General features: G+C 41.1%; 13 protein-coding genes and 1 pseudogene. 12 read left to right on the top strand and 2 right to left on the bottom strand.

All coding sequences use genetic code 11. The features are described 5' to 3' along the window. Window positions 1–438 precede the first annotated feature (438 nt). A pseudogene (locus tag B3V51_RS04935) lies at window positions 439–702 on the top strand (transposase); the annotation flags it as partial. Between the two features lie 286 nt (window positions 703–988). Here B3V51_RS04935 and B3V51_RS04940 read toward each other — a convergent pair. Together B3V51_RS04940 and B3V51_RS04945 are read right to left on the bottom strand one after the other, a co-directional pair. Beyond that, window positions 989–2,542: an ATP-binding protein gene (locus B3V51_RS04940; protein ID WP_284719440.1), complete on the bottom strand. Its 1,554-nt coding sequence runs from the start codon at window positions 2,540–2,542 to the stop codon at window positions 989–991. Then, a complete protein-coding gene (locus tag B3V51_RS04945) occupies window positions 2,532–3,266 on the bottom strand; it encodes a heavy metal response regulator transcription factor (RefSeq protein ID WP_025645672.1) in 735 nt (244 codons plus the stop codon). The genes B3V51_RS04940 and B3V51_RS04945 overlap by 11 nt, the downstream gene beginning before the upstream one ends. A 227-nt stretch (window positions 3,267–3,493) precedes the next feature. On the opposite strand from B3V51_RS04945, the gene B3V51_RS04950 reads away from it, so the two are divergent. From B3V51_RS04950 to B3V51_RS04995, 11 genes are all read left to right on the top strand, one after another. After that, window positions 3,494–3,820, top strand: a complete 327-nt coding sequence (locus tag B3V51_RS04950; RefSeq protein WP_071001784.1) for a hypothetical protein — start codon at window positions 3,494–3,496, stop codon at window positions 3,818–3,820. Window positions 3,821–3,970: 150 nt separating this feature from the next. Continuing rightward, window positions 3,971–4,249: a hypothetical protein gene (locus tag B3V51_RS04955; protein ID WP_071001783.1), complete on the top strand. Its 279-nt coding sequence runs from the start codon at window positions 3,971–3,973 to the stop codon at window positions 4,247–4,249. Window positions 4,250–4,374: 125 nt separating this feature from the next. Further along, window positions 4,375–4,968: a c-type cytochrome gene (locus tag B3V51_RS04960; RefSeq protein ID WP_286708069.1), complete on the top strand. Its 594-nt coding sequence runs from the start codon at window positions 4,375–4,377 to the stop codon at window positions 4,966–4,968. Window positions 4,969–5,107: 139 nt separating this feature from the next. Continuing rightward, window positions 5,108–5,737: a DUF411 domain-containing protein gene (locus B3V51_RS04965; protein ID WP_071001781.1), complete on the top strand. Its 630-nt coding sequence runs from the start codon at window positions 5,108–5,110 to the stop codon at window positions 5,735–5,737. Window positions 5,738–5,804: 67 nt separating this feature from the next. Beyond that, entirely contained in the window at window positions 5,805–7,502 is a 1,698-nt protein-coding gene (locus B3V51_RS04970) for a copper resistance system multicopper oxidase (protein ID WP_286708070.1), read from the top strand. Window positions 7,503–7,527: 25 nt separating this feature from the next. Beyond that, entirely contained in the window at window positions 7,528–8,658 is a 1,131-nt protein-coding gene (locus B3V51_RS04975; RefSeq protein WP_093068430.1) for a copper resistance protein B, read from the top strand. 95 nt (window positions 8,659–8,753) lie between these two features. Then, the gene (locus tag B3V51_RS04980) at window positions 8,754–9,230 is read left to right on the top strand and encodes a DUF305 domain-containing protein (RefSeq protein WP_037059145.1); all 477 of its coding nucleotides are present in this window, start codon (window positions 8,754–8,756) and stop codon (window positions 9,228–9,230) included. 145 nt (window positions 9,231–9,375) lie between these two features. Further along, a complete protein-coding gene (locus B3V51_RS04985) occupies window positions 9,376–10,719 on the top strand; it encodes an APC family permease (RefSeq protein ID WP_265088802.1) in 1,344 nt (447 codons plus the stop codon). A 399-nt stretch (window positions 10,720–11,118) separates the two neighbouring features. Beyond that, complete coding sequence (locus B3V51_RS04990; RefSeq protein ID WP_286708071.1) at window positions 11,119–11,502, top strand: methyltransferase family protein; 384 nt, start codon at window positions 11,119–11,121, stop codon at window positions 11,500–11,502. 112 nt (window positions 11,503–11,614) lie between these two features. Continuing rightward, complete coding sequence (locus tag B3V51_RS12845) at window positions 11,615–11,893, top strand: DUF5676 family membrane protein (RefSeq protein WP_223334650.1); 279 nt, start codon at window positions 11,615–11,617, stop codon at window positions 11,891–11,893. Between the two features lie 98 nt (window positions 11,894–11,991). Continuing rightward, a complete protein-coding gene (locus B3V51_RS04995) occupies window positions 11,992–12,144 on the top strand; it encodes a hypothetical protein (protein ID WP_286708072.1) in 153 nt (50 codons plus the stop codon). Window positions 12,145–12,334: the final 190 nt, after the last annotated feature.

The following is a 12,334-nucleotide window of genomic DNA, read 5'->3' on the forward strand; positions in this document are numbered from 1 at the left end:
CTAGTTATCTAGGACAGCCCCAATATTAATTTTATTATACCAACATTTATACCAACAATCTTATGAGTTAGATAGCTGATCCTGAAGATATATTATTCATAAAAAATATTGTTATCTTTTGTTATATTAGGCTGCTAATTTACATTTATCAGGTTTGAGCTGCTTAGTGTTTACTATGAATAATATCATTAGTTGATATAATCTAAAAAAGAAGTCTTTTGTCTGGATGAATAAATGTATATTAATGAGTTAAGAGTAAACAGTTATTATGACTGGGAAATTATTTGTAAATATTTAGCTAATATTTACACATTAAATAAATATGGGTAACCCTCCCAAACCTAAGACACCTTATAAATGGAATTAAGCTGCCTGAGCTATGCTGAATAAAACGTAGAGCTAAACTTGGTAAACTAAGCACAATAACAGGAGTTTACCATGACCAAGAAAATCAGAACTTATAGTGACGAATTTAAAGCCGAAGCTGTCAAGAAAATAGCAGATAATAATGGCAATATTTCAGCGACTGCAAAGCAGCTTGGTATTGCCATGCAAACGCTCTCAAACTGGAATAACAAATCCAATCAAGGCAAGCTTGTCGGCACAGAGCAATATGATCCTGACCTTATGAGTGCTCTTCAAGAAATAAAGCAGCTCAAGCGTCAGCTCAAAGTGGCTGAAGAGGAGCGTGAAATACTAAAAAATGCGACGGCGTACTTCGCGAATGAGGAACGTTAAGAAACAGTCTGGGAGACTGTTTTAGTGACGCAAGGCGTAGGGCTATGCCCGAAGTGGCAGTTAGTAAAGTACGCCTTTATCAAACCCCCATATCAACAACATCACCTAAGAAAACTAGACTTCATAATCTAGCCTTATACACTATATGAATAATAGCATTCAGAGCCTTTTCGACTTATCAAAATAAAATAGACCTATAGTAGGTCTACATATTATTAATATTTTGAACACTAGGATATTGAGGTGTATGCTACTTAGCAATCAATAATCCTACAGTAACTTCAAAACAATACTCATCTTTGATAGTGATATTGACCGTCCCTTTATGAGCATTAGCAATAGCCTGAACGATAGATAAACCCAAACCTGATCCTGAATGGTGCTGGCTAGTTTTATCATGACGATAAAAGCGCTCAAACAATCGATCTGCTTCGCTTTGGTTTAACGGTTTTTCTAGAAGATTAGTAAAAGTTATCTCTAGCCAAGATTGCTTCGCGGTTTGAGTGTTACTTTGATCGTCTTCAAGCATCTTATAAGTATTAACGGAAGTATTTGGAGTGTTGACAGTGGCTGATATTGTGATGACACTATTACTAGCGGCGTAGTAGATCGCGTTTGATAGCAGATTAGCAAATAGCCTTTGCAATAAACCTTCATCGCCTAATACTGCCTTAAAATCTCCTAATTTTACAAAAGTTATTTCACGATCCTCGGCAATCATTTCAAAGTAATCTAACAGCTTATTGATTAGGACCTCAGTATCTACAGTAGTCACTTGCGAATCACTCAGTCCTTTTTGGGTTTTTGCTAGCAGTAGCATGTTGTTAATCATCGCCGATAATTGCTCTAAGGTGTCATGTTGCTGATGTAATTGTTCGACATATTCCTCTTCCTCTCTAGGCTTATTTAACATGACTTGCGTTTGCGTAATCAGCGTCGCTATTGGCGTGCGTAGCTCATGCGCGATATTGTCTGAAAATCGCGACAACGACTCAAAATTGCTTTCAAGCTTAGCCATCATCGAGTTATAGGATTCTGCTAAAGGTCTTAGCTCTAATGGCATATCACTAACTATTACTCTTTCGCTCAATCTTTCAGGATGAATACCTTTCATCCTTTGCACGATAGTGGATAAAGGGGCAAAACCCCAATACACGCTTAAGGCTGCTATTGAAACCAACAGTAGTGTGATGGCAAATAGGATCAGACTAAGTTGACGGTTAAACTGTAATAAATACTGATGATGCACGTCAATGGGTAAGGCGATAAGGGCAAGCATGTCATCGTCTCCAATAACCATAGCTCGATAACGTCTGTCTTTAATATTTATTACAAACTGTCTGTCATCATGATTTTGCTGTAATGATAATAGGTTAAAGTCGGCACTTAATTCATTAGCAAAGTTTTTGGGAGTACTAGATAGCAATCGTCCCTCTTTATCAGCAATGATAGTTTTTAGATCGTAATCTAGCGCTGATGAATGCAGGTGATCATCATTTTCTGTGGCTATTGTAGGAAGTAGATTTGAAGAAGCTTTCGAGCTTAGCGGTTGTTGAGTGTTTGATGGACTTTGAGGCTTAGGTAGTGTCTGAGAGGCTATTTGGTTATCCGCCTCTGTTACGCGCTTACGTAGATTAAAGGCTGCGTGGGTAATGATTTCAGCATCCATTTGTTCAAAATGGCCTTTAACAGAGTGCTGTACCCAGATATAGATTATCAACTGCGATAAAACGACAAATATCGTCAATAAAAACACAGTTCGCCATAGTAAGGGTAAGCGTCGATTGTCCAATCTATTTATCATATTGGCTATCTTCCGTTTCGCTGGCAGCTTTATTACTAGCTGAAACGTCGACAGCATCTAATCGGTAGCCCATGCCACGCACAGTATGAATTAGCTTGGTATCAAACTCATCGTCTATTTTTATACGCAGACGTCTTATTGCCACATCAATCACATTAGTATCGTTATCAAAGTTCATATCCCATACTTGTGAAGCAATGATTGAGCGTGGTAATACTTCACCGCGGCGCTCTAATAGAAACTGTAATAGGGAGAACTCTTTTGCGGTTAGTTTAATGGGCGTGTCTCCTCTATGTACAGTGCGCTTGGCAATGTCCATTTTGAGATCCGCTATTTGCATGAGCGTACTTTTATAGTCGGCTTGATTGGCGCGTCGTAATAAGCTTTTTATCCTGACTATTAACTCTGCAAAGGCAAAAGGTTTGGTCAGATAATCATCACCGCCAATCTCAATCCCCTTGATTTTGTCATCTAAATCATCTTTTGCGGTTAGAAATAACACTGGCGTATGCTTGCCAGCCGCTCGGTAATTACGTACTAGCTCAAAACCGCTAACATCAGGCAGCATAACATCCATGAGTATCACGCTAAACTCTTCAGTCATCATAGCATGGTAGCCATCTAAACCTGTCAGCTGATGATCAACAATGAAGCCTGCTTCACTTAAGCCTTTTTTTACATATTCGCCGAGTTTTAATTCATCTTCTACTAGTAGTACTTTCATAGTAATCCTTCAATATAATTATGATTTTATAATACCCAAATCAATATAAATGACAAAACGGACTGGTATCTGACAAAGATGTCATGCGCTCGTCATCAAATGGTCAGTCTTCGTTTGTTAATCTATACCTATAGTACATAGCGGCTCATTCTTGATACGAGTAGCTACTATGAATTATTACTACAGGTAATTAGTTTCAATATTTAATAATTTATTAAGGATGTTATATGAAAAGCTATCGTTCATTCAAAAAAGTGGTGCTGCTATCCGCTTCGATGCTTATCGGTATATCAGCAGCTAATGCGCATACTACCAATCTAAGCACTTCAATTATCGATAATTGCGATAACTTAACTACGTTTGCCAGAAATCTAGATCACAATAACGCGCAGATGTCTGATGCTCAAATGAAAAGCTATGTTGATGCACGAGTCGCTTGCGAAGTTCAGCATCAAAATCAACATCTGCAGTCTGAAAAGTATTTTATAAAAAAATATGGTAGCGATCGTGATAGAAATGCTGATGCCATACTAAATGAATACGTGCCGGATTAAAATATAAAAGTAGCAAGATGACAATATTGTCATCTTGCTGTCATCTCTCTGTCAGAATCAATAAGTTATGCTTTAGACTGGTTATGCTTTAGACTGAATTAATATCCTAAAGCTTTATGTACCCTCAACTAAATCAATTAAGGATTAACCATGTCACTCTTTAAATCAAAGTCTTTACCTAAAGCAATCGTAGCCACTGCCGTCGCTCTAGTCGTTTCAACCTCAGCTATGGCGCATGATCCAAAAATGCATGCGCAAAAAGATCAGATGAACTGTGAAAAAATGCAAAAGCATATGCAAATGATGCAAAAAATGGATCATAGCAAAATGGATATGAACGATCCTGCCATGAAAGCGATGATGGCTAACATGGGTAAAATGAAGCAAATGTATCAAAAGCACTGCGTAACAGATAAAAGTGACTCTTAAACATTGATTTTATAAATCCTTTATTACTGCTAGATAGTTTCATCAATCAGTAATAAGGGTTTGTAGGAAATATTTGTAGACGCTAAGAGTAGGGTATTAAAGAAAATGGATTATAGGATAAACCCATGAAGTTTTTACTAGGAGTACTTTTCACTGTCGTGGTCGCTATTGTTGGTGTCTTTACTGTGGTTATGAGTGGTGTCATTAATATTGGCGCTGATCAAGGACATAGTCCATTGGTTTATAATTTCTTGGAAACCGCTCGCAATCGTTCCATAGCAAATGCCAGTAAAGATATTGTGGTACCAGACTTAGAGAAGGTCGATATCAGCTCTGGGGGCGCGGACTATAAGGATATGTGCGCAGGCTGCCATTTGTCTCCTGGGGTAGAGAGCACTGATTTTAGTGAGAGCCTATACCCTAAGCCACCTAATTTCACTAATGCGCAAGTAGTTGATCGTTATAAAACGGATGCAGGAGCTCAGCAAAGTTTTTGGGCGATTAAGCACGGTATTATGGCATCAGGCATGCCAGCATGGGGTGCTTCTCATGACGACGATAGAATGTGGGCAATGGTCGCTTTTATTAGATCACTACCTGAGTTAAATGAGAATCAGTATACCATGCTAACCACTAGACTGGATGATGACATGATGGATATGTCACTGAATAGCGACATGATGGATATGTCAGAAGGTGGAGCTGGAATGCAGCATTAATTCTTCCATATTCCTTTATAAAAGCGCAGTACTAAATAGTGCTGCCTTTTGGGATTTAAACTTTGCCTATACTACACTTAGTTATAGGGTATAAATCTTTAGAAGGTTCAACAGATAAGCAGACGCTTAGGAGTAAGTTATGAGACGCTATATAAATATAATGGGCAATGGACATAAAAAGGTATCAGCTTCTGCTCTTTTACTAGTAGCAACGTCAACAGTAATGGCTTGTAGTCAGCCCGATACTAGTGTTTCAAATTCTACTCAAACTGAGCCAGCGTTTGCCACCAAAAGTGCTCAAATAGAGCAACCACAACCGCAAATGATGTCTGTCAGTGCTAATTCAGGTACTGGGTCGACAATTCTACAAAACGTCTCGGCTACAGTTTACAAAGATGCTAATTGTGGCTGCTGCAAAGAATGGGTAGGCTATGCCGAAGGTCATGGTCTAAGCGCAACTGCGCAAGACGTTACAGATTTATCTTTATTTAAAGAGCGTTACGGTGTCCCGCAGCAAATGCGCTCTTGTCATACCACCGTCACTACTAATGGTTATGTTTTTGAAGGTCACGTTCCTGCCAAATACATGGCACAGTTTCTAGCGAATCCGCCAACTGATTCCATCGGTCTTGCGGTACCGAGTATGCCAGTTGGTAGTCCGGGCATGGAATATCAAGATAAATTTATGCCCTATAAAGTCATGCAATTGAACAAGGATGGCAGCACTCAAGTGTATGCGGCTATTGAGTCGCCAGCGCAGCAGATGTAGTTCTATTAATAAGTTATCAGATATATAAGTTCAACTCTCATTTCATGGATTAACTTAGGTCAATATTATGAATAAAAACAGATTTAACCGCAGGCGTTTTTTGACAGGGTCATCCACCTTGCTCGGCGCGTCGATGCTATCCACACTACCGACGATGGCTAATAGTGCTTTAACTAAAAGCCAAAATGTTGTAGTCAATAGTGATAGAGCCGATCACATTGTACCTATACTAACGGGTAATGAATTTGATCTTTATGTCAGTGAGAAGATGATAACGGTCAACGGCAAGTCAAGCATGGCAACGCTGATAAATGACTCACTGCCTGCACCAACGCTTAAGATGCAAGAAGGCGATACGGTCACCATTCGAGTCCATAATCAGCTGAATGAGTCGACCTCTATTCACTGGCATGGCCTCTTAGTGCCGTTTGAGATGGATGGCGTACCGGGTATCAGCTTTGATGGTATTCCTGCGGGTAGCACCTTCACGTACAAATTTAAACTGACACAGTCAGGCACTTATTGGTATCACTCGCATACTGGCTTCCAAGAGCAGACCGGTATGCGGGGGGCTATTGTGATTGAACCTAAAGGGCGCGAACGCTACCCTATCGAGGAAGATCACGTTATCCTGCTTAGTGATTGGACGCATCGCGATCCGCATAATCTGCTAAAACTGCTTAAGCAGCGTGCTGACTTTGATAATTACCATTTGCCAGATTTTAAAAAACTGTTATCTGATATTGCAGCAACGGATTTAGAAGCCGCTTATGATAAGCGTAAAATGTGGAACCAGATGCGCATGATGCCGACTGATTTTACTGATTTATCTGGTGAGACCACGTTTACTTATCTTATGAATGGTAAAACGACAGCGGCTAACTGGTCGCAATTGGTCAAAGCCGGTCAGCCGGTCAAACTACGCTTTATCAATGGCTCCGCGCAGACCATATTTGATGTGCGCATTCCAGGGCTCAAAATGAAAGTGGTCGGCACCGATGGTAATGATGTCGCGCCCGTTGATGTCGATGATTTTCGCATCGGTGTGGCTGAGACTTATGACGTCATCGTCACCCCAACCCGTGACGCGCATACCATATTTGCCCAAAACATCGATCGCACCGGCTTTGTCGCAACCACGCTTGCCACTAAAAGAGGCGCTCGCGCTGCCATACCTGCTATGGATGATGTTGAGTGGCTAACTATGTCCGACATGATGGGGGCTATGGGTGCTAATGGCTATGATTCCCGTCATGCTAAGACCGAATATGACTTTAAGACAGATATGCGCGTCGATAGTCCACGGATGAATCTCGATGATCCGGGGATTAATTTGCGTGATATTAATCGTAAGGTTTTAACTTATAACCAACTGCATTCTGTTGGCAATGAAATAATGGCCGAGCAGCGCAAGCCCACTCGAGAGATTGAAATACATCTAACCGGTAATATGGAGCGCTATATCTGGGCACTCGACGGCATCATGTTTAAGGATGCGCCGCCTGTCAATATCAAACCGGGCGAGCGTGTGCGTATTACCTTAGTCAATGACACTATGATGAACCACCCTATGCATCTGCATGGTATGTGGAGCGATTTGCGCACGCCTGATGGCGATTTTCAAGTTCGCAAACATACGATAATGGTGCAACCAGCGCAAAAAATTAGCTTTGATGTCACAGGAGAAGCTGGTCGCTGGGCATGGCATTGTCATCTGCTCTATCATATGGAAGCCGGGATGTTTAGAGAAGTTGCCGTTGTTTAATAAACCTTCGAATATGAGCCTTATTATGAAAATATATAAAGTAGGTCTACCGTTTATTGGCATGTCATCTTTGATGCTACTAATGTCACCTTTAGCAAACGCTGCTGAGATGTCGAACATGGATCATGGCAGTATGGACATGTCTGGTATGGATATGTCAGATATGGATCACAGCAGCATGGATATGTCGGGCAATATGTCAGATATGGACCATAGTGGCATGGATATGTCAGGCGATATGTCGGATATGGATCATAGTGGTATGGATATGTCAGGCGATATGTCGGATATGGATCACAGTGGTATGGATATGTCAGGTGACATGTCAGATATGGATCATAGTGGCATGGATATGTCGGGCGATATGTCAGGTATGGATCACAGTAGTATGGACATGTCAGGTATGGACCATGGCAGTATGGATATGTCAGGAGGTATGCAAGGTGGTAAAGCTCCAGCTGATGCTCGCAGTCCTGACTACTCGAACGGTGTTCCCTATGGTCGCTTTGGTAAGCCTGTGATGATGGATAGCTTACCGTTATGGGGTGTGTCAGTAGAAACTTTGGGCTATCAGTTTGAGAATGACCAAATCGATTTTGAGTTTGATACGTGGTACGGTACTGATAGTAATCGTGTCACTCTACGCAGTGAAGGTAGTGCTCAAACTAACGATGATAAAGAAATTGATAGCTTAACCTCACTCGCTTATTGGAAGCCGCTCGGTATCTTCTGGAATGGAGAAGCGGGTATTGCTTATAATACTGAAAACGATAAGTCCGCAATCATGGCAGGCATTGTTGGTACGGCGCCGTACTTCGTTGAGACTGACGCAAGAGCTTATCTATATACTGATGGTCAAGTCCAGCTTGATCTTGGGACAGCGTACGAGTGGCGCTTAGATCAGCGTTGGGTGGTCAGACCAGAGCTGGAGCTGACTGCCTTTAGTAAAGATGATACCGATAACGGTATTACTAAAGGATTTAATGAGTTTGAAGCTGAAGTTAGGCTGGCTTATGAGACATTCAGTCGTCAGCTCGCGCCTTATGTTGGTTTCAGCTACAAGAGCGCCTTGGGTGATGCGCGAGACTTACGTCGTCAAGAGGACGAAGACGTTGATTCTAATAGTCTGACTGCTGGTGTGATGTTTTGGTTCTAGTGTTAACCATGTAAGTAACAACAGTTTATAACACTAGCTCTAAAAAAAGGCACCTCTTTATTTAGGTGCCTTTTTACTAAATTAAGGACAAGAATATGAATAACCATATGGATAATAAACAGAAGCAAATGAACCCTTATGTAAAGTTCACAATCATGATTTTAACATCCACAGTGGTGATGTTTATCATGATGTATTTTAATACTTATCAATGGGATCACGTTTATTTTAGCGAAACCAGAGCTTATATGGCGTTATATATGGGCGCTATGATGGCTATTATTATGCTCGCCTTTATGACCAATATGTATAAAAAGACTAAGGTCAATCTAATGGTTTATGGGATTAGTGTCGTGCTATTTGCCTTTGGTTTATGGGGCGTTAGATCACAACAAACGGTCGATCAAGTGGATTGGATGCAGGCGATGATACCGCATCACTCGATTGCTATTTTGACCAGTTCGCGTGCTGATATCGAAGATCCACGTGTACGTCAGCTTGCTGATGACATTATCGAAGCACAAAAGCGTGAAATCGGTGAGATGCAAGCACTTATTGATGAGTTGGAATAATATATTATGATACCAATAAGTAAGCTCTTCTTTAAAAACTATTTACTATATCGCGTCTTTTAATTCTAACTATACCTACTCCTTACTTCAAAAATAACCTGTAAAACTGAAGTTCTACGAAGAAATAGATTAAGGTCGAATAAGTATGAAACAAGATAGAACGACTCGCTATCAGAAGGATAGTTTGACATTATCAGGAACAGTTATGCTAGGTACCGGTGTCATGATCGGTGCTGGTATTTTCGCTCTGACCGGTCAGATGGCTCAGATGACGGGTTCGCTTTTCCCACTTGCTTTTCTAGCCGCCGCAATCGTTGTTTCTTTTAGTGCCTATTCTTATATCAAAATCTCTAACGCTTACCCGTCGGCTGGCGGTGTTGCAATGTACCTGCATCAGGCATACGGAGATCGTTTACCGACTGGATTTAATGCCATGCTGATGTATTTCTCCATGGTTATAGCGCAGAGCTTTTTGGCCCGGACGTTCGGGTCATACACTATGCAGTTATTCGGTGGCGATGACAGCGGTCGCATGGTATCCATCCTTGGCGCCGCGCTTATTCTTGCTGCGTTCTTTATCAATTTACTTGGTAATCGTTGGATTCAGGGGGTTGCATCGGTTATCGGTATTATAAAAATTGTCGGTATTCTTATATTCGGGTTGGTTGGTATCTGGCTAGCTGATAGCTTTGCAGTTGATTCTTCTACATTAGGTGACACTAATACTGTTGGTGACTTTCTTGGCGCAACGGCGCTAGGCATACTGGCATTTAAAGGCTTTACCACGATTACCAACAGTGGCTCGGAAGTAAAAAATCCTCATCGCAACGTCGGCCGTGCCATTGTAATATCAATCGCAATATGCGTAGTTATTTACACTCTAGTCGGTTTAGCGGTGTCTAGTAATCTATCTCTTGCCGAAATCATCGAAACTAAAGATTACTCCTTGGCTGCCGCCGCACGCCCAGCACTTGGCGACTATGGTCTATGGTTCACAGTTGCAATCGCAATGGTAGCTACCGCTGGCGGCCTCCTTGCTAGCATCTTCGCAGTCTCTCGTATGCTTGCTATGTTGACTGAGATGAAGCTGGTGCCTCATCGTCATTTGGGAATGCCGGGAAGCGTTCAAAAACATACGTTGGTCTATACTGTGGTGTTGGGTTTAGCTTTTACGACGTTATTTGACTTATCACGAATTGCAGCGCTTGGCATTGTTTTCTATCTAATTATGGATATCGCCATTCATTGGGGTGTTTTGCGATACCTTCGTCAGGATATAAAGGCGGTGATGTGGGTGCCTATAGTGGCCATACTTCTTGACCTGTTGGTTCTCGGCGGTTTTGTCTGGATTAAACTAAACTCAGATCCATTCGTACTTGGCGTAGCAGTCGTCACTATTGTAGTGATTGCTGTGGCTGAGCAGGTTTACCTGAAATCTTCAGCGAGGAAAAAAGCTATCGAAAAAGATACGCTTGCAGACCATCATTGACAGTAACATCAAAGAGTTTACAGAAAATTGTTTGGTTAAAAATTGCATAGATTTAAGCGTCTGCTTACTATTTTCAAGAATTGATTTCATGCAATACGATATTCATAAAGACAACAGGGAAAGTAAGCTATTAATGAGTCATTTAATCACGCTGGAACTTGGGGTCTCGCACTAATTGTTATTGTTCTGATTTCTTGGTTCTTTTACCGTTATTTCGCACCAAAGAACTGGCGTGAATGGGCGGGTGCTGGTGTAGTTCAGGCTTTCATTATTGCACTTTACGCAGAAATGTATGGCTTTCCGCTCACTATATATTTATTAGTACGGTTTTTTGGTTTGGACAGCCAATATGTCAGCGCTAGCTTATGGTCGACCCTTGTTGGTTTAGGTGAGACAGGCATGATGATCTCAATGCTACTCGGCTATGCTATTGCATTTTTAGGAGTCGGTCTTTTTGCTCAAGGTTGGCGCCAAGTCCACAAAGCACGAGGGGAAAATCGTTTAGTAACTGATGGACTCTATGCCTACGTACGTCATCCTCAGTACACCGGGTTGTTTATTGCACTGTTCGGTGAGGGTGTGGTGCATTGGCCAACTCTGTTTTCAATCGGTCTGTTTCCAGTGATTGTGCTTGTATACACATGGTTAGCTCGACGTGAGGAACGGCATATGTTTGAAGAGTTTGGTAAAGACTACCTTGCTTACAAACAGCAAGTGCCAATGTTTATTCCTCAATGGGGTCAATGGCGTCAACTTGCCGCCGCCGCACGAGTTAAAAAGTAATATCAATACAGGATAAAGCTTTAATTCATACAAATCCTTAGAGTTAGCATGGTTAGATACGATTGGTTATCTTGAGCTTGAACCACATCATACAATAGTGAGGATTACTAAGATGGTCAAATCAAACTTAACAACAAGTACTTTAAGGATTGCCCCTGTTGGCAACAGTGTATCGTTGTTTCTACTCATTAGTTACCTGTTATGCATAGGCTTTGGCTTACTTGCACCCGAACAGATAGCGATGCACGAAGCTTGGGCACCTCTACTACCTGGCTTTGAGTGGTTGACGTGGACAGGTTTTCTAATTGGGTTTGTCGAATCATATCTTTACGGTTGGTATTTCGCCATCTTGTTCGTGCCACTATATCGTTGGTTCGCCAAAGTGCGCTAAAGATATTGATATATTAACAGTCAGTAAACCTCTTCGGTTCGAGTAAAAATTAATTGAAGAGTTGGAGTGATCACAGTTTAGACTGAGGAGAAATCATAATGAATGGGTCAATGCATGGCATGATGAATGGATCGATGCACGGTATGGGTTGGGGAGAATCTATTGTCTCCTTATTGTTTACAGTACTGGTTTTTGCGGTACTGATATTGACTATTATGGCCTTACTCAAATATTTGCGTAATAAAGATTAAGTTCCAATTGAAACTTAATTTTCGAGATATCTAGATTAGTAATTAGATGAATAGCAATTAAAGGTTGATGATTGTGCTTTAAAAGCTTTATTTATTGTCTTCAAGGAGTGGTTTTATGAAACATATTGCCGATGAAAAATCTATCAAAGGTGGTCAGTACGATAAAGTACCGGAAAATTATAGCGGTACG

Source organism: Psychrobacter sp. UBA2514 (assembly GCF_002341255.1).
Classification (GTDB): domain Bacteria; phylum Pseudomonadota; class Gammaproteobacteria; order Pseudomonadales; family Moraxellaceae; genus Psychrobacter; species Psychrobacter pacificensis.